The following is an 18,180-nucleotide window of genomic DNA, read 5'->3' as shown; positions in this document are numbered from 1 at the left end:
TTCTAGTATAAAATTTTTGTACTTTTTAATTGGTCAAATTTAATTTAACCCAATTCAAAATTTAATCAAATAAAGAATTAGAAAAAAATTACAAAATAAAAAAAAAGAAAAGAATTAAGCTGCTTTAACAGCTAATTCTATGTCTGATGCTTTAACTGTTTTCCTTCCTGCGTGTTTTGCAAGTTTAACAGCTTCTACAGCTATTTTTTCACCTGCTTCTTCAAGCACTTTGGCTAACTCGTCTCTTGCATCGTCGCTTATTCTCTGGGCACCAGCATTTTTTATGATTCTTCCTACTGGAGCAACTGGTAATTCAGTCATTTATACCACCTCATTCAATTATTGAGACTCCATAGTATTTAAATTTGTTGTTTATATGTTTAATGATAACCCATATAGCTATTCTGTCTTCATCAAAAACTGTTATAACTTATATGTCACCAATGAGTTTTTGATCATGCATCACATAATTAAAACTTTGCTTCAGGTGATGATAAGATCATTGATAATCCAAACCATTGATGGAATAAAAATTATGGATTATTATGTAAAGTACAACAAAAAACATAACTTTAGATATATAAAAAAAAATAAATAAACATGAGAAATAAATTTAAAATGGATTTTAATGGGTTTTAGTTGTATTTAACAATCTTACGAAAACTCATTTATAAAATAATTTAAACAAATATTTTGGAGTGTAAATACATGACTATCCAAATAACCAGTGAAATATTTAAAAATGGAGAACCTATACCCGACAGATATGCATGTAATGGTGTGAATGTTTCACCTTCTTTAGAGTGGGATAGTGTTTCTGGAACAGTGAAATATGCAATTATCTGTGAGGATCCAGATGCACCATCAGGTACATGGACACATTGGGTGATATTTAATATACCCTCTGACACAACTGGACTTTCTGAATGGGTAATGGAACGTGAAGAACTCGAAAATGGTGCAAAACAGGGGCTTAACGATTTTGGAACTGTAGGTTACAGAGGTCCGTGTCCTCCTGATGGAACCCACAGATACTACTTTACAGTTTATGCACTAGATACTGAAATCGAACTTCCCGCAAAGATCACAAAGCAAGATCTATTAAAAACAATGAAAAACCATATAATAGATGAAGGCTCTTTAATGGGTCGCTATACTAGATAAATGAACATAAAATCAAAACTTTCAGTATTAACTTTGGAAAAACATATCCTTTCATTTTTTAGGAGAATATTATGAAACTAGAAGTTGAATATATGGTAGAAACACTGAGCAGTGTTTTAAAGCCATTGATTGCAAGTGGATCATTTGAATTATCTGACATTGACTTCACTGAAAATCTTGGATTTTTCATTGAAAAAATAACCTATGATGATATATCAAGAAATCTAATTATAACAGCACCTGACAGACCAGAAAAGTCTAGTATAATAGGAAAGGGCGGATGGGTTGTTGGAAAACTTAGAGAAGAGCTTGGTGTGAACAATATTCATGTCGATGCATATTCTGACATGATTATAAGGGTTTATAGAATGGAACTGGCAATGAAAAAATTGGAGAAAATAGTAACCTCCATTGATAATCAAACTAATCAACCACTGAAAAATCTGCAAGATATGCTCATGCTTAGAATGAACAACTTAGATAGTTTTGATTTTTTAAAAGAATTCGGTATGGAATTATCCAATTTTAAATCAGAAGAAGCAAATAACATACCTGTCAATGAAAAACATAAAGCTGTAGTAGCTCTTTCAGGTGGTGTTGATAGTAGTTTTTCACTTATAATTGCCAAATTAATGGGATTTAATCCATTGGCTGTTACTGTCAATCCTGGAAATATTATACTCCCCTCCTATTTTAGAAATAATGTAGAGAGTCTTTGCAATAGCCTTAATGTTCCACATGAATATATTGATGTTAACATGGAATCTGTTGTGGATCAAGCACTAAAAGGTAAGTTACATCCTTGTGGAAGATGTTCAAAAATAATAGAAACTGCATTATTAGAACACTCAAAAAAAATAGAAATTCCCTTCCTCATATTTGGTGATTTCCTTGCAACAGGATCCCAATCCATAGTTTCTATAGATAGTTTATGGAGGATCAACTTACCTGCCATGCTTTCAGCGACAAAGGGTGAAACAAAATCCTTGTCAGCATACTTCAATATAAAAAGCAGGGGTGGATATGGATGTCCTCTCATAAATGAGGTTCATAAAAAACATCCACACATGCGTAGATTTTCCATTCAGAGGATTCTTAGGGAAACTAGGGCTGGCGTTTTAGAGCCAGGTCAAGCATTGGATTTGATAATAAAGACTTTATAACTCAATTCTTGAATTAATCCATTCCTCTGTTTATCAATTCCAGTATTCCATATATAACGAGCAAAATTCCAAGTAGCCAAGGTAGAACTACCGGTACAACGATAAATACTATACCCACTATTATTGCAATTATGCCCATTATTTCGCGTCTAGTGTTTGATTTCATACTCTATATTATGTACCCGCAACTATATAATTTTAATGAAAAACAGCAAATAACAGTATTTTAGCATTTGATTTGGAAATAGTAATGTCATAAAAGAGATTATGCATAAAGTATAAAAATAATGTTTGCTATTTAAATCATTATTCTATAAAAATAACTACTTGAATTAAACTAAAAAAAATATTTGAAGGTTTAAAAAAAAATTTATACATTAATTATCTACGGGAAGATTTAACAAATTCTTTTAGACTTAAAATTGATTCAGTAACTGCCTTTGGAGAGGGACCTCCTTTGACATCCCTAGCTTTAATGATTTCATAGGGATTTAAGGCATTTTCGACCAGTTCTTCACTTATATTAAGTGGAGTTCCATTTATATCCATAGCAATTTTATCTAAAAATTTTGAATCAATATCTTCTGGACGAATTCCATTACTAATTGCTTCGTTAACTGTTCTTCCTACAATTTGATGGGCAATTCTAAATGGAAGGTTATTTTCACGAACCATAAGATCTGCTAATTCTGTTGCAGTTGAGAAGTTAGCCATTGCAAGTTCAATTCCTCTTTCAGCATTAAAACTTACTGAGGATAACATATCGTTCATGATATTCAACATTGAATGGGCTGTATCAATAGCATTCCATAGATGAGGAGTAACTTCCTGAAGGTCTCTGTTGTAGCTGTGAGGCAATGCCTTGAGTATAGATAATATGGTCATAAGTTCCCCATATAACACAGCTGTTTTTGAACGTGATATTTCAGCAACATCTGGATTCTTTTTTTGAGGCATTATTGACGATGTTGAAGAGTATTTATCTGATATCTCAATTAAACGGAATTCATATGTACTCCAAATAATCATTTCTTCACTTATTTTACTGAGGTTAGAAGAGAGCATTGCGAGAGCAAAAACTGTTTCAGCCATAAAATCCCTTGAACTAACAGCATCCATGGAATTTTCCATAACCCTGCTGAAACCCAAAAGTTGGGCTGTTCTATCACGATCTATGGGAAAACCTGTTCCTGTCATGGCTGCAGCACCAAGTGGACACATATCCACACGTTTTTTTGCGTCAGCAATCCTTTCAAAGTCACGCCTTATCTCATTTGCATAGGCTAATAAATGATGTGCAAATGTGGTTGGTTGAGCATGTTGAAGATGGGTATAACCCACCATAATTGTTTCAGTATGTTGGGAAGCCATTTCAATGATATTCTCTATAAAATTGAGGATATCTTCTTCTATTTCTTCTATTTCTTCCTTTAAAATAAGTCTGAGATCTGTTGCTACTTGGTCGTTTCTTGATTTACCTGTGTGCATGAAACCTGCAACTTCACCAATCCTTTCTGTAACATATATTTCAAGTGCCATATGTATATCTTCAACTGAAAGATCCAATTTTAAAACACCTATTCCCTCAGATTCAAGTTCATTAAGGGTTTTTATAATCTTATCAGCATCTGCAGCTTCTATTATTCTTTGCTCTTTGAGCATAGTTGTATGAGCAATATTGCACTTTATATCGGCATTAAAGATCCTCCTATCAAATTCGATGGAGGATGTGAATGATGATGCATCTGCAGTCATCTTACCTTTAAGCCTTCCAGATCTCAGATTCAAAAAAAAATCACCTATTTTTAATATTTTTCCTAAAATAAATTGGATTATTTCTTAGATTCTTTACCCTTGAACTGTGTGTAACCGCATTTTCCACATGCAAAACGGTCACCATGGTCTGCCATGAATACTCCATGTGAACATCTAACACATTCTGGATTTTTTCTTATAATTTTGTTATCTTTAATTTCGTAGAGTTCGAATTTTTTCATTGTAACTCCTCCTTATTCAGCTTCTTCTTTTTCTTCTTTAGCTGCTTCTTTGTTTTTTATCACTACATGATCCATTTCGATTTTATTTAGGTTTTCTTCTGAATCGTAGAGTTTTGCATATCCATTTGCTTTACCTTCACCATAGGATGGTTTAAGGTTGTGGATCACCAGAAGATTTTTATCAACATTTAAAGTTGCAACTAATCTATTTTTTACATCCAAGACCTTTGGGGTTGCTTCTCCTTGATATGTGCAGTCAAAGTGTATTTCAGTTCTGTTTAAAAGTGGATTTTCTATTTTTTCATTTACATTGATTTCCATATTTATGCCTCCTCTAGCTTTTTGATAAGGTCTTCTGCCTTTTCTTTCATTTTATCAACTTCACAAAGTACAACGCCTTCTCCTGGCTGGCCATAAAATATTAATGAGCCAGATGGGGCCATAACAATACATGGAATTGCAGAGAGATCTTCCTCTCCTTCAACAACTATGAGTACGTTGTATCCAGCCTTTTCAACTAGGCTAAAACCTTCCTTAATTGTTTTCCATAGTTGATCAGTTATGGTACCAGACGGGTTTTTTGTTTTTAATGTAACATTATCGTAACATATCTCATGATCAGAAGGTTCTCTTTCTATCATATTATCCACAATGCCTATATCGGGTATTATACCTTCATCAAGCATTTTTCGTGTTGTTACATCACCTATGGATATTACCAGGCTTTTATCTCCTTTTGAGAGTAATGAACCCTTTGCATGTGATATTGATGGATATAGAGTACCTATAGGTTTTTTAAACTCTGATCTCATCTCTTTTTTTAGTACTAACACTATCTTACCCTCAGGGCATATTCTCCAGGAAGGTTTATGTTGAGTTCCTTAGCAATATCTGATTTATCAGGATCAACAACTATTAAAAAGCCGCTCCAGTTCCGTGAAGAGGCTATGTTACATATTGCACATCTATCCTCTTCCATAAGTCTGTGGCACCTTGTGCATGCTTTTAGAACCATCTATTTTTTCCCCTTTGTAGGTTTTTTTGTAGGTTTCTTTTTATTTTTTTCCTCATCGATCCATTCGAATCTTCCAAGGCCGGGTTGTCTCATTGTAAGGCCTATCTTAGTTTCCTTGGAGGATTTTCCTTTTAAGCTTAGTGCAACAATTCTTGCACGGACCTTGTTACCCTCTTCAAGGCTTTTTTTAGATTCTTTGCCTATCAATGCTCCCCTCTTTCCATCGTAGTTTATATAGTCATCTGTAACTTGGGATACGTGTACAAGTCCGTCCATAGGTCCTATACGGATAAATGCTCCGAATTCGGTTATTTCTATGACTTCTCCTTCCACTATCTCGTGTAGTTCTGGCTTGAAGAAAAGGGCTGTAAACAAGACGTCATGATATGCTGCGCCGTCGCCCATTATTACCTTTCCAGTGCCTATTTCTTCTATTTCTTTTACTGTTACCATCAATCCAAGTTTTTTATCGATTTTTCCAACGTAGCTTTCATTCAAAATTTCTACTGCTACATCTTCTAAAGGATCACTAAACTTGTTTGGTGGAATTCTCACAGTGTCTTCTATTTTGGATACTAAATACAATCAAATCCCTCTACTTGCTTTAATAAAATTTAAGCAAATGTTTATTTTTAATATAAATATTTATTATGAACTTCATTGTGTATGAACTTTATTGGGTACACATTTCAGTTGTTCTACATTTCATTATACAATTCCTGAGAATGTTTAATGGCTTCAAATGCCTTTTCTGCATTTTCCCAGCCTAAAACCTTGGTTTTTTTACCTTCGAGTTTTTTGTAGTCTGTGAAGAAGTGTTCAATTTCGTCTAAGAATTGTTTAGGTAAATTGCTGATATCTTTGATATCTGTAAATCTTGGATCATTCACTGGAACCCCAAGTATTTTATCATCGCTATCTCCACCGTCTATCATCCTCATGACTCCTATGGGTCGGGTTTCTATGACGCATCCTGGGAATGTTGCCTCGTCCATTATTACAAGTACATCCATTGGATCTCCATCGTCCCAGAGTGTTTTTGGTATTATACCATACTCTGCAGGATAGTGGAATGGTGAGTACAGAACCCTGTCAAGTGCAAATGCTTCCATATCCTTATCATATTCATATTTGTTTCTTGATCCTTTTGGAATTTCCACAACAGCGTAAATCACTTCTGGAGCCGATGGCCCTGTTGGTATGTCTTTCCAGAGATTCATATAGATATTCCTCCTGCAACCTAAAGGTTGAATAAATTTCTAATTGAATTATATAATAATTATAATATTTCTAATTATATTAACATACTTTATTAATATTCAAAGGTTTAAATGCCCATCAACATCTAAATATTTCCTTTGACGCAGGTAAATAATATTTATGTTCATTTCACGGGCTTTTCTTTTTAATTCACGGTCATTTGTACATAATATCCGTGATTTTTCTGATAACCTTAGAAGTGCATCATCAACACTTTCTCCATCCATTATTTGCATTTCCATAACTTCAAATGGTGAAGAAGTTGCAATTTTAAGGGCTATAGATGCTGCAACACGATTTTTGCCCTTAGATCTATTTTTTATGCGTCCAAGTTCTCTTAAAATAGCTGATGGGACAAGGAATTTGCATGAAGGTAGGATATGCTCAAGTTCACCAACAATCTCTACGTGAAATTGAGCTGCCATCATAAAAAATTTGCGTCTATGACTGCCTCACAATTATTTGATGATACCATATCCAATTAACCTCCACCTTGCTCCTACACGTCTGCTGAGTGCAACTCTTTGCCCTTCCTCGGCACAAACTGGTAGTTTGAGATTGACTTCAACTTCATTTTTCCTTGCGCTGGTTACCACACCAACAGATGTTGAAGTGCCTATGTTTATCATGAGGAGTTCAGATGATTTAATTGGATCAACTTTACGTTCTTCCTTGGTACCAACAACCCTGTCAAGGAGTTGAGTTTTCATTGTGAAGCTGTGCATGATTGGTGGTAATGTTCCTGGTTTTCCAGCAACAGATCCTGATAATGAATCTGCTTTGGTTAATGCAGGGTCAAGTTTTGTACCAACACCAATTAATCCTCCAGGACCAATTTCATCAACAGACTCTCCTGCTGCTACAAGGCCTGTAATTTCAGAGTGTAAACTCATCCATTCCAGTTTACCCTTGTTTTTTATTTGTATTCCGGGTTTTATTTCCAGTTCATCCCCTACTTTGAGTTTTCCCTGGACAAGAGTGCCACCTATTACTCCACCTTGGATATTATCAGGACTGGATCCTGGTTTGTTTATGTCGAAGGACCTTGCAACAAACATCCTTGGTGATTTCCTGAGCGATCTCCTTGGTGTTCTTATAGTCTCCTGGATAACTTCTATTAGAATATCAATGTTTGCACCTTGCTGTGCTGAAACAGGTATTATTGGTGCTTCATCTGCGCATGTTCCCTTAACAAATTCTTTGATCTCATTGTAGCTTTCTATTGCCCTTTCCTTTGAAACAATGTCTATCTTATTTTGTACCACTATAACATCTTTGACACCAATTACATCCAGTGCCATTAAATGTTCTTTGGTTTGTGGTTGTGGACATGGTTCATTGGCAGCTATCACAAGAACAGCACCATCCATTATGGCCGCACCTGAAAGCATTGTTGCCATCAGTGTTTCGTGTCCAGGTGAATCAACAAATGATACCTTTCTAAGGATACTGGTCTCTTCTCCACAGTGACTGCATACAAGTGCAGTTGTGAAGCATTGCGGAGCAGGACAATTGGTGCATCTACGGAAGGTTATATCAGCATAACCTAACCTAATTGAAATACCCCTTTTTGTCTCTTCACTGTGAGTGTCTGTCCATATGCCGGATAGGGCTTTTGTCAGAGTTGTTTTGCCGTGGTCAACATGTCCCACTAGCCCTATGTTTATTTCAGACTGTACTTTCACGATATTACACCCGTAAACTTTACTCCTCACTTTCTAAAATTGCACTTATATCCTTCTCACCCTTCTGGGTAACAATAGTGTTGATCTGCACTATGTCGTTGGATACAGTGTTTCCACGAACAGTTTTTCTTCTTCTCTGTCCATCTCTTTTTGGATTAAAACCGATACCGCCGGCCAGAAGACTCTTTATTCTCCTCTGTCCATCTACATCTTTTTTCATTGGAAAACCGTTTTTATCGCTTCCACCGGTAATTTTGAGCTTGTATCCAGCTAAACCAACAAGAGAAGCATCGAATTCCTCACCGATTATTAATCCAATGAGTTTTTTTGACTCTGCAGATTCTACTTCGACTTGGTGGCTTTTTTCGCCTTCTGAAATAACTAATTTAAATGCCAATATATCTCCTCCATCTTATTCTGGTTCTATATAATCTATATTATTTATCGTTTTCCATTGTGTAATTCAATGATCATGGTTTGATTCAAAAGAATCAATTAAATTATATCTAAATTTATTCGTAATTCAATTATGGAATTAATATTCTACCCTCAATCCCCAAAGATTGTCTTCTTTCCTTTTTATTTTTACTAGTTCTTCTAGTATTTGAAGTTCATCTTCTGAAAGTTTTGATTTGAGTTCAGTTTCAAGGATTTTGTAGTGACTTTCGGGTATATCCACGTATAAAACATCGCCTTCTTCAAAATTCTTTCCATAAACAGCATCTTTGATTGCCATTGCAACTTGCTGTCCCTTGGATGTTGATGGTTTATTGTCACCCTTATCCTGCATACTTTCAACCTTTCCAACTCTCTCACCAGTGTCTCTAATCAGGATATAATCCTTTTTCACTGTACCTCCAAGAACTTCAATACCTGCGATAGCGGGTTTACTGAATCTGAACACGAGTTTTGGAATAATTCTTATCTTTGCAGGACGTATGATTGCGTCTATCCACTCTTTTTTCTTTCTTTCTTCGGCTGCAGCGGTCCATTCAGCATAATCTTCTGTGAGTTGGTATATTACGTCTGCTGAGAATAATTTAACACCTGTGGTTTTTATTTCCTCAGATGCAGATGGAAGAATTTTAATGTTGAATGCTATTATAACACCATACTCAGGATTGGCATTTTTTACAATTGATGCATCCACTACATCTCTTCGTGAAACATCTCCTATATCAGCAGCTCTTATTGGCACGTCCATCGCCTTTAACATACTTACTAGTGCTTCAAGCGATCCTAGTGTATCAGCCTTTACTATAACACCCATTTCATCGGTGTCTATTTTAATACTTTCTATTTCGTTCATTATTTCTTCTTTGACCCCTTCGAAGTCTCCCCTTGTAACCCTGAGGGGGGATCCTGAAATAACGTTTTCTATTTTTGGGGCAACGATCTTTATGCCTGCTGCGGCAACAACTTCGTCAACCTTCAAGAAACGTTTTTTAGAATCTCTCATTTCTTCAAGTGGTCTTGGTTTTAATAATGATCTTATTTTTGTTGTAATGACATTATCTCGGCTTGTTAAAACTATGGTATCATTTTTCCTTAGTATACCATCGTATATAACTGCATCAACAGTTACACCCAATCCTTTCTCTTCTTTTACTTCAAGTATCGTTCCCTTTGCAGGTGCATCAGGTTCTAGTTGAAGCTGTTCCTTTAAATACTGTTGAGCAAGACCCATTAGCATGGTTAGAAGTTCAGATATTCCTTCACCAGTTTTTGCACTAATTGGGATAATGCATATTTGTTTTGCAAAGTTTTCAACCCTGTCAAACCTCTCAGATTCAAATCCCTCATCATGAAGTATCCCTACAAGTTCATAGATACCATTGTCAAGCTTTTCTTGAACATTGTTGGCCTGTTTTTTGTAGGTTTGAATGAATGATAATCCTTCATGTGTTTCCCATCCATAAATCTTATCGATCTTGGTGGCTGCAACAACAAAGGGGGTTTTAAATGTCTTGAGTATATTTAGTGCCTCATAGGTTTGAGGTTTGAATCCCTCTTTGATATCAACTATGAGTATTGCAAGATCTGCAAGTGCACCACCTCTTTTACGGAGGGTTGTGAAAGCTTCGTGTCCTGGAGTGTCTATGAAAAATAATCCGGGCATTGTTTCACGGATGTCCAGTTTTTTCAGGAGATCTCCACATATGGTTTCAATTACTTCCATAGGGATCTCTGTTCCACCTATGTGTTGGGTTATTCCTCCTGCTTCATTTTGGGCCATTGCGCCGCCCCTTATATAATCAAGAAGGGTGGTTTTTCCATGGTCAACATGACCCAAAACAGACACTATGGGTGATCGAATCTTCAATTTTAACCTCCAAATGAAATTAAGAGCTTAAAAAAAATTAAGGCTCTTGATATTATGGTTCTTCGTATATTAGTTCTTCATCAGGCAGGGTGTACTCACAGATTTCAGAGTCTTCGAAAAATAGTGATATTTCTCTTGCTGCTGAAGCAGGTGAATCTGATGCATGGATAATATTTCTTCCTGTATCAATAGCGTAATCGCCTCTGATTGTTCCCAGGTCAGCTTCCTGTGGGTTTGTAGCACCAACCATCTTTCGGATTAGACTTATGCATTCCTCTCCTTCAATTACAGTTGCAAGAACTGGTCCTGATATTATATAATCAACCAGGTCTTTGAAGAATGGTTTTTCAGAGTGTTCACCATAATGCTTTTTTGCAAGGTCGCTGTCTATGATCATCATTTTGGTTGCAATGATCTTGAGGCCGCGTTTTTCAAACCTTGTAAGAACCTCTCCAGCAAGCCTTCTTTTGACTGCGTCAGGTTTCAGCATTACAAAACTTCTCTGTTTCATTTTTTAACCCACTTAACTTTTCTTGGAACTCTTCCAAGTCCAATTTGATTTTTCTCACATTTGCTGCTGCAGAAGAAATATACTGTACCATCCTTTTTGACGTACATCTTTCCTGTGCCTTCTTCAATCTCTTCTTTACAGAATGAACATGTTCTCATATTAAACACCTTTTAATTATGGGGTACGGATTTCCTTTGCTTCCCTTATTGTATCCAGTAACATCAAAATGTCGCCTTCCCGTATTGCTCCCATGACGTTTCTTGTGAGTATCCTTCCCTTGTCTCTTCCATCTAGTATTCTGCATTTAACCTGCATGACTTCTCCAGTCATTCCAGTTCTTTTCAGAACTTCTATAATTTCAGCAGGAGTTCCATCTTCCATATAAATCACCTTCAGTTAAAATGAGAAAGGCATGGGCCTTTCATTGTAAAAAATAGTCTTTTACTTATTTTTTAAGTTCTTCGACTTTCTCAACTACATCGTTGATTAAATCTTCAGCTTCACCTGCATCAATGATACATGCTGATGCTGTTCCAACGTTTAAACCTGCTGCTTCTCCAAGTTCGTCTTTAGTTGGAAGGTAAACATAAGGAATTTCTTTTTCCTCTGCAAGTACAGGTAAATGTGCAGCTATTTCAGGTGGGTCTATGTCCTCTGCTATAAATACTAATAGAGCATTACCTCTTTCAATCATCTTGGTTACCTCATTGGTACCTTTACCTATTTTACCTGTATCTCTTGCTATCTCTAAAGCTTCGTAAGCTTTATCAGCTATTTCCTTTGGTGTATCGAATTTAACATACATTGCTTTTGCCATTTATTATACCTCCTTTTTCATCTGGTTTTAACCATCCATCGGCAGATCATACTTTTATATTTAGTATATATAAAAGTTCTTCCGATCAGAAATGACTGTTATAAAACACTGATAAATCAAATTCTAATTTCTAAACAAATTAAATTCATAGAATGATTTTTTCAAGTTCAAAATTAGTCTATTGCATATTTCAATATCATGTTATATATAGTTTGCTCGAAGAAACATACTCAAACTTGAACTCTGTATATGCATTTGTTCGTATATTTTTCCTTAGATACAATTATCTGACAATTATTCGAGGTAATATACAAAACAGGAACTATATTCAAGATATATAATTTTGTAAATATTAAATTCAATAATTATTCTAATTTTTTAAATGATCAAAATTGAACTGATAATAACTGGAAAATATCATGAAATATTTCTAAAAAATATTGTGGATTATTACATTTTAAATATTAAAATTACAATCAAAATAGAAGTTATATAGAGATAAAAAAGAAAAGAAAAAAGAAAAAACTATTTAAAGTCTTTTAACAGCTAAATCTACGTCTGATGCTTTAACAGTTTTTCTTCCAGCGTGTTTTGCGAGTTTGACTGCTTCAGAAGCTATCATTTCACCTTTTTCTTCTAAAGCTTTTGCTAAAGCTTCTCTAGCGTCGTCACTTACTCTTTCTGCACCTGCATTTTTAATTATTCTTCCAATTGGAGCAATTGGTAATTCCACATTAATCACCTCATTTTTATATAATTGTTAATATACACTGTTGTCGTACTCCCTTATATATTTATCGTATATTTATGAGATTATTTAATGATCTATATGCTAATGGGTCATGTCATCATGATCCATATCAATTTTGGACACCCCATGACAAATCGTGTTGTATTATGTGATGAGAAAAAAATTAGGATATAGAAATAGTCCAGATTTATCAAAAAAAATTTGCATGAGGAAATTTAATCATGGGTTTATAATCTTTGAAAGAGCTTTAACATTAGCATCAATCTCAACAGGCTTAGTACATGCATTTATAGCAGTATTAGGATCTTTTAATAGATGACCAGTTACAATACATACAACCTGTTCTCCCTTATCAACTTCACCATTCTTTACAAGCTTCAAAAGCCCAGCAATTGATGCTGCTGAGGCAGGTTCCACACCAATTCCTTCGGTTCTTGCAAGTAGTTTTTGTGCATTTAATATCTCATCATCAGTTACAGTCTCTGCAATTCCATTGGAATCATATATTGCACGCAATGCTTTTTGTGCACTTACAGGTGCACCAATCCTAATAGCAGTTGCGATTGTTTCAGGATTGTTAACAGGTTCAATACTATTTTTGCCTTTGCGTACTGCATTGGCAATTGGTGCTGCACCTTCTGCTTGTATACCGGTCATCATTGGAAGATCATCAATAAAACCTGCTTCATGGAACTCTGATACACCCTTCCATATTGCTGATATGTTTCCTGCATTTCCAACAGGCAAAATTATCCTATCTGGGGATTTCCATCCAAGATCATCCACTACTTCAAAACCTATAGATTTCTGGCCTTCCAGACGAAATGGATTGATTGAATTTAGAAGATAAAGCTGCCCTTCAAGTGCGAGAGATGTAACAGTTTCAAGTGCTTCATCAAAATTGCCCTTTATAGAAATTACTTCTGCACCATGGAACATTGCCTGTGCAAGTTTTCCAAGCGCAACCTTTCCAGAAGGTAATAATACTATGCAACGTTTGCCAGCCCGTGCAGCATAGGCTGCTAATGATGCGGATGTATTGCCTGTAGATGCGCATCCCACTGTGTCAACTCCAAGTTCAACTGCTTTTGTTATACCAACACTCATTCCCCTATCTTTAAAACTTCCTGTTGGATTTGATCCCTCAACTTTTACATAAAGATCAATTCCTAACTTATCACCAATTTTTGGACATTTGCAAAATGGTGTTCCACCTTCTTCAAGACTCACTATTTTTGATTCGTTAACTGGCATGAACTCTTTATACTTCCACATAGTGGATCTTCTACATTCAAAAATATCCCTGGAAACATCCGGTCTGGAAATAACTTCAAGTGTGGATCCACATTTACTACATGTGTAAATTATTTCCCCAAGGTCATACTCTTCTCCACACGTTATACACTTCATCATTATATCACCATTGTAATTTTTAAATTAAGTTTGAATTGTTAATAATATTTTTTTTTAATTTTAAAATTTTAAATATTACTATTTAGATTATTTTGGAGTGGAAACATCAAGTCAATGTTTTTATGTAGTTTCCCCATGTTATACTAATATTTGCTTCAATAAACGCAGCTAATAAAAGGAAAACAACTGCAATTCCCATTAACTTTAGAGATTCCCAAAATTCATCACTATTCAATTCTAAAATATATTTGAACTGGTTTCTCATAGAAATATCCTTTTTCATATGTGTTAATCCCTCTAAGATATGATATATACAACTGGTCAGTCTAAATCCTGCAGCACCTGCTATAATAATACCAATAATTTCGGGAATTCCATGTGGAATAGTGAATATTATGTAATCGCCTAGTGGAAATTGTGTCCCTGCATAACCAATAAATAATCCATTGGTTAATAGAAAGAGTACTGTAAAAATTCCAAAAGTCAGACCACCTAAATAAATGAAAAGTGAAACTCTGAGGTTGTTGAAGAATATTGAAAGGGTTGTGAGTTGTATTTGTCCTTGAACAGCCTTTCTTTTAAATTCACCAAACATAACTCCAAGTATTGGGCTTAAAACACTTGCCAAAGCAAAACCTAAGAAAATGGAAATTAACAATATAGCTGTGGAAAGTATCAAAAATTTTTCATTTCTTCTGTACAATCCCCCAAAAAACCCATCATATTTCTCTTTTTTTAGCATTATGTACCCTACTCCAAGATTTACGTTATCTTAGTTTAATGATCATTGAATATTTTTTTTATCTTTATTAACTATCTTACATTGTTACTTAAAATCTTCCTGGCTTCATGTTCTGCAACTTGCCTTCGCTTTGATAATTGTTCAAAGAATTTCATCATCATTTCTGATGCATGATTCTTACACTCCCCACACATAACATTTCCTTCTTTACAGTTATGGTACATCTCTTTTAGTTCTTTATCAGAGTTAACAAGGTGATAGAGAAGCATCTCGTAAACAACACATTCCTCGGGTATACCGCCATGGTGGCGTTGATCCTCTAAACTTTCTCTTCCACCAGTTTTTGCAGATTTAACTTTTTTTGCAGCAATTTCTGGACTGTCGCTAAGAAATATCGCTGTTTTTGGTTTGCTGCTGGACATTTTATCTCCGGTTAATCCTGTAATAAATCTGTGATAAGTTGAAGAAGGTGCAATAAATTTAAATCTGTTTTTGAATCGTTCTGCAATATCCCTTGTAAGACGGATATGAGGGTCCTGATCCGGGCCAACAGGAACTACAGTAGGTTTAGGACCTCCAAATTCTTCTAATTGTGGGTGTAATATATCTGCTACCTGTATTAATGGTACGTAAAGATGTGAAATATTGGTTGATCCTGTAAATCCATATATTGCTTTCATCTCATTGAGATTAACCTTGCGGCCGAGCATATATGCAAGATTTTGTACCAGTTTGTTTTCTGACTGTAAATAAACGTTTATATTCTTTTTATTAAAATCCAGTCCCAAAGCGATGTAGTTGGTTAGATACTCTGTTATTGCAAGTTCTCTTGATTCATCAAATTCAATATTTCTGGCAGAGTAGGATTCCATATCTGCTATGGGGATATAAATGTCTGCGCCCTGTTTTTGATACCATATTAACTGATCAACTATCATCTTGTGACCGATATGCATTTTACCACTGGGCATCATACCAGTTACAACAGCAAATTCAGTTTTCTCTCTCATGGCCTTTACTATTCTTCCATAATCTCTATGACCAAAAATAATCCCTCTTTTCATAAGGTTAGGAGGGTTCTCCACATCATCCAAAAGATCTGAGAATGGTTTTATCCCAAACTGTTCTATGAGTTTTTCATAATCTACAATCGCTGAACTCCAGGGGTCTATCAATTGAATCACCTTTATAATAACAAAAAAATTTTTATTTCTTCATAATTTCTAATGATAAAGTAAATTTATTAAGATATCCTTAATTTATCAATTATATTTAGGGTCTTGTCCATTCTACATTGTAGTAGGTAATATCATTTTCATCGTCAACAACAGCAAACAAAAGTTTTTTATTCACACCATGGGCAACTCTAACATAACTTGAAAGGTCTGACATCAAGAATTCACTATTTTCGTTTGCAACCTTCACAAGATAATTGGAATGACCATCTCCTGGTGATTTGCCCCTTTCATATAGTCTGAATTCTGATCCATACTTGAAACCTGTTTTAACAATATATCCCCTATTCCTAAGATCTCTGAAAACAATAAAATTGGCAAAGGATCCTTGTTTGCGTATGATCTTAAAGAGTTTCTCAGTAGAAATATCTTCAGAATCTATTTCAACATCTAATTTTCCTTTTTCCATCAAATAAAGTGCTTCAATTAAAGAAAGTTGAAGTCCATCTTCGGTCATATTTCCATAATGACTTTTCTCATGGATCTTTGCTATATTGCCTTCTCTGATAATTACTAAATCTCCTGATAATTCTGAATTCATGATTCACCCTTAAATTAATTTAGTATAATAAATACATTATTAACGTTACAAATAGATCAATATTAGTTTTTGTATTATTTATCCTGTTCATTCAATTGTTGCATGTCTCTTTTTAAGATCGATCTCTTTTTTTCCAAGACGTGCCATAAATTCGGCTATAAGACCGTCAAGGAACAAATGGGTACTGTCCTCAAATAAAGTTCCCATTGGAGTTAAATCATCATATACTCCCTTTAAAACATGGGATGTGTAATGTTTCCAAGGTTCTTTGGATTTACTCTATATGTTAATCACAACATCGAGGAATTTTCCAAGTGTTGATGATATATTAGTTGTTATACCTATAACAGATGCTCCTGAGTCTGAAGCTGTTTCTGCTGCAATTGTTACTGTTCTTGTTTCACCGGAACCAGATATTGCAATTAGACAGTCTTTTTCTTTTATTGCCGGTGTTGTTACATCTCCTATAACATATACAGCAAATCCTAAATGCATTAATCTCATTGCAAAGGCCATACCAATCAATTCAGATCTTCCGCTACCAACTATGAACGTAGATTCAGATTTAGAAATAACCTCAATCATTTTATCCACTTGTTCTTCGTCTATTCTGTTGATAACTTCCAGTGCATGTTTTGTTATATTTTCTGCTGTTTTTTTTATATTTTCCATGCTTAAGACCTTCAAATTTTATTAATTCATATTATTCAAGGTCTATAATCCGGTAATTCTTATACCTGCAAGTTTTATTCTGTTTCGAATATTTAGATTGATTAAAAGTGGTGTTATTTTTTCAACTATCCTTGCATTTTCAAGAGGACCACAATCTATTGCTCTAACTCCAGGAATTGTTTCTGCAAGTTCCATCACAGGTATTTTGGCATCTGAATCATCACCCGAAACAAGGCAGTCGCATTGTACATCTTCACCTATATTTGTAAGGCTTGCAGCACCTATATTACAGAATGCAGATACAACTCTGGCTTCTTCACCTAAAAATGCAGCTGATCTTTCAGATGCTGATCCTTCCCATAGATCAACAAATCTTGTTGGTTTCCCTCCTATACATCCTTCAAGAGGAGCTGTTGCATCAACAAATATTTTACCACCCACATGGTCTTTAATGCTTTTCAAAGTTATCATCTGGGCTTGAAGGGGTACTGTTAAAATAATAATGTCACCATTCTTTGTTGCTTCTTCATTGGTCATTGCTGTTATATTGGGGAGATCATCGTCATTTAACATGTTCTTAATAATATTGACTGCATTTTCTGCTTTTTTCAAATCTCTAGATCCTACTAAAACTTGTTCTCCAGATTTTGCAAATCTCAATGCAAGTCCTAATCCTTGGTATCCTGTTCCACCAATTATTGCAATTTTCAATTAAACATCCCCTTTTATTTTTTTATTATAAGATCGATTTCTTTTAGTTTCTATGCAATGACTATATTATAAATTATATATAAAAAATAGGATTTTTTCATCCAACAATTACAAATATTTCTTGGATGGATTTAATAGAGGCATATCTAGAAATTTTTAATGTTCATGAAATGAAAATAA

Annotated in this window: 26 protein-coding genes; 2 read left to right on the top strand and 24 right to left on the bottom strand. The window is 34.8% G+C overall.

The window, feature by feature from the left end; translation table 11 throughout:
* Positions 1 to 114 precede the first annotated feature (114 nt).
* Positions 115 to 321 carry a histone family protein gene (locus DL91_RS09300; RefSeq protein WP_048191238.1) on the bottom strand — a complete coding sequence of 69 codons (207 nt, stop codon included), beginning with the start codon at positions 319 to 321 and terminating at the stop codon, positions 115 to 117.
* A 387-nt stretch (positions 322 to 708) separates the two neighbouring features.
* Here DL91_RS09300 and DL91_RS09295 point away from each other — a divergent pair, with 387 nt between their 5' ends.
* Positions 709 to 1,164, top strand: coding sequence for a YbhB/YbcL family Raf kinase inhibitor-like protein (locus DL91_RS09295; protein WP_048191237.1), 456 nt, complete (start codon positions 709 to 711; stop codon positions 1,162 to 1,164).
* Positions 1,165 to 1,235: 71 nt separating this feature from the next.
* A complete protein-coding gene (locus tag DL91_RS09290; protein ID WP_052374356.1) occupies positions 1,236 to 2,327 on the top strand; it encodes a 7-cyano-7-deazaguanine synthase in 1,092 nt (363 codons plus the stop codon).
* Between the two features lie 13 nt (positions 2,328 to 2,340).
* On the opposite strand, the gene DL91_RS13920 is transcribed toward DL91_RS09290, so the two are convergent.
* The 23 genes from DL91_RS13920 to npdG all read right to left on the bottom strand — a co-directional run bounded on the left by DL91_RS13920 (position 2,341) and on the right by npdG (position 18,000).
* The gene (locus tag DL91_RS13920) at positions 2,341 to 2,493 is read right to left on the bottom strand and encodes a hypothetical protein (RefSeq protein WP_197050636.1); all 153 of its coding nucleotides are present in this window, start codon (positions 2,491 to 2,493) and stop codon (positions 2,341 to 2,343) included.
* 215 nt (positions 2,494 to 2,708) lie between these two features.
* Positions 2,709 to 4,115: an argininosuccinate lyase gene (argH, locus tag DL91_RS09285; RefSeq protein ID WP_048191236.1), complete on the bottom strand. Its 1,407-nt coding sequence runs from the start codon at positions 4,113 to 4,115 to the stop codon at positions 2,709 to 2,711.
* Positions 4,116 to 4,159: 44 nt separating this feature from the next.
* Entirely contained in the window at positions 4,160 to 4,324 is a 165-nt protein-coding gene (locus DL91_RS09280; RefSeq protein WP_048191234.1) for a 30S ribosomal protein S27ae, read from the bottom strand.
* Positions 4,325 to 4,336: 12 nt separating this feature from the next.
* Positions 4,337 to 4,645: a 30S ribosomal protein S24e gene (locus tag DL91_RS09275; protein ID WP_048191233.1), complete on the bottom strand. Its 309-nt coding sequence runs from the start codon at positions 4,643 to 4,645 to the stop codon at positions 4,337 to 4,339.
* Between the two features lie 2 nt (positions 4,646 to 4,647).
* The gene (locus DL91_RS09270) at positions 4,648 to 5,157 is read right to left on the bottom strand and encodes a GTP-dependent dephospho-CoA kinase family protein (protein WP_048191232.1); all 510 of its coding nucleotides are present in this window, start codon (positions 5,155 to 5,157) and stop codon (positions 4,648 to 4,650) included.
* Positions 5,157 to 5,339 carry a transcription elongation factor subunit Spt4 gene (gene spt4 / locus DL91_RS09265; protein WP_048191230.1) on the bottom strand — a complete coding sequence of 61 codons (183 nt, stop codon included), beginning with the start codon at positions 5,337 to 5,339 and terminating at the stop codon, positions 5,157 to 5,159. Before spt4 ends, DL91_RS09270 begins: the two co-directional genes overlap by 1 nt.
* The gene (gene rpoE / locus DL91_RS09260; protein ID WP_048191226.1) at positions 5,340 to 5,924 is read right to left on the bottom strand and encodes a DNA-directed RNA polymerase; all 585 of its coding nucleotides are present in this window, start codon (positions 5,922 to 5,924) and stop codon (positions 5,340 to 5,342) included.
* 113 nt (positions 5,925 to 6,037) lie between these two features.
* Positions 6,038 to 6,559: an inorganic diphosphatase gene (locus DL91_RS09255; RefSeq protein WP_048191224.1), complete on the bottom strand. Its 522-nt coding sequence runs from the start codon at positions 6,557 to 6,559 to the stop codon at positions 6,038 to 6,040.
* A gap of 99 nt (positions 6,560 to 6,658) precedes the next feature.
* Positions 6,659 to 7,024, bottom strand: coding sequence for a PIN domain-containing protein (locus tag DL91_RS09250; RefSeq protein WP_369792054.1), 366 nt, complete (start codon positions 7,022 to 7,024; stop codon positions 6,659 to 6,661).
* A 33-nt stretch (positions 7,025 to 7,057) separates the two neighbouring features.
* Complete coding sequence (locus DL91_RS09245) at positions 7,058 to 8,284, bottom strand: translation initiation factor IF-2 subunit gamma (RefSeq protein WP_048191220.1); 1,227 nt, start codon at positions 8,282 to 8,284, stop codon at positions 7,058 to 7,060.
* 19 nt (positions 8,285 to 8,303) lie between these two features.
* A complete protein-coding gene (locus DL91_RS09240; protein WP_048191218.1) occupies positions 8,304 to 8,681 on the bottom strand; it encodes a 30S ribosomal protein S6e in 378 nt (125 codons plus the stop codon).
* 138 nt (positions 8,682 to 8,819) lie between these two features.
* Positions 8,820 to 10,607 carry a translation initiation factor IF-2 gene (gene infB, locus DL91_RS09235; protein ID WP_048191217.1) on the bottom strand — a complete coding sequence of 596 codons (1,788 nt, stop codon included), beginning with the start codon at positions 10,605 to 10,607 and terminating at the stop codon, positions 8,820 to 8,822.
* A gap of 52 nt (positions 10,608 to 10,659) precedes the next feature.
* Positions 10,660 to 11,118, bottom strand: coding sequence for a nucleoside-diphosphate kinase (ndk, locus tag DL91_RS09230; RefSeq protein WP_048191216.1), 459 nt, complete (start codon positions 11,116 to 11,118; stop codon positions 10,660 to 10,662).
* Entirely contained in the window at positions 11,115 to 11,276 is a 162-nt protein-coding gene (locus tag DL91_RS09225) for a 50S ribosomal protein L24e (RefSeq protein WP_013644211.1), read from the bottom strand. Before DL91_RS09225 ends, ndk begins: the two co-directional genes overlap by 4 nt.
* Positions 11,277 to 11,292: 16 nt before the next feature.
* Positions 11,293 to 11,499, bottom strand: coding sequence for a 30S ribosomal protein S28e (locus DL91_RS09220; protein WP_013644212.1), 207 nt, complete (start codon positions 11,497 to 11,499; stop codon positions 11,293 to 11,295).
* A gap of 64 nt (positions 11,500 to 11,563) precedes the next feature.
* Positions 11,564 to 11,935: a 50S ribosomal protein L7Ae gene (gene rpl7ae, locus DL91_RS09215; protein WP_048191215.1), complete on the bottom strand. Its 372-nt coding sequence runs from the start codon at positions 11,933 to 11,935 to the stop codon at positions 11,564 to 11,566.
* A gap of 529 nt (positions 11,936 to 12,464) precedes the next feature.
* Positions 12,465 to 12,668 (bottom strand): histone HfoB, encoded by a 204-nt coding sequence (gene hfoB / locus DL91_RS09210; protein WP_048191214.1) that lies wholly within the window; start codon positions 12,666 to 12,668, stop codon positions 12,465 to 12,467.
* A gap of 237 nt (positions 12,669 to 12,905) precedes the next feature.
* A complete protein-coding gene (gene thrC / locus DL91_RS09205) occupies positions 12,906 to 14,099 on the bottom strand; it encodes a threonine synthase (RefSeq protein WP_048191212.1) in 1,194 nt (397 codons plus the stop codon).
* A 106-nt stretch (positions 14,100 to 14,205) separates the two neighbouring features.
* Positions 14,206 to 14,841: a stage II sporulation protein M gene (locus DL91_RS09200; protein WP_048191211.1), complete on the bottom strand. Its 636-nt coding sequence runs from the start codon at positions 14,839 to 14,841 to the stop codon at positions 14,206 to 14,208.
* 71 nt (positions 14,842 to 14,912) lie between these two features.
* Positions 14,913 to 16,016, bottom strand: a complete 1,104-nt coding sequence (locus DL91_RS09195) for a tryptophan--tRNA ligase (protein ID WP_048191210.1) — start codon at positions 16,014 to 16,016, stop codon at positions 14,913 to 14,915.
* A gap of 97 nt (positions 16,017 to 16,113) precedes the next feature.
* Positions 16,114 to 16,617, bottom strand: coding sequence for a tRNA-intron lyase (gene endA / locus DL91_RS09190; RefSeq protein WP_048191209.1), 504 nt, complete (start codon positions 16,615 to 16,617; stop codon positions 16,114 to 16,116).
* A 279-nt stretch (positions 16,618 to 16,896) separates the two neighbouring features.
* Positions 16,897 to 17,289 carry an SIS domain-containing protein gene (locus DL91_RS09185; RefSeq protein WP_369792053.1) on the bottom strand — a complete coding sequence of 131 codons (393 nt, stop codon included), beginning with the start codon at positions 17,287 to 17,289 and terminating at the stop codon, positions 16,897 to 16,899.
* Positions 17,290 to 17,331: 42 nt separating this feature from the next.
* A complete protein-coding gene (gene npdG / locus DL91_RS09180; RefSeq protein ID WP_048191207.1) occupies positions 17,332 to 18,000 on the bottom strand; it encodes an NADPH-dependent F420 reductase in 669 nt (222 codons plus the stop codon).
* Positions 18,001 to 18,180: the final 180 nt, after the last annotated feature.

Origin of the sequence: Methanobacterium sp. SMA-27 (assembly GCF_000744455.1) — an archaeon.
In the GTDB taxonomy this organism is placed as follows: Archaea; Methanobacteriota; Methanobacteria; order Methanobacteriales; family Methanobacteriaceae; genus Methanobacterium_B.
Note: the sequence above shows the minus strand (reverse complement) of the source record. Positions and strands in the feature narration are given on the sequence as shown.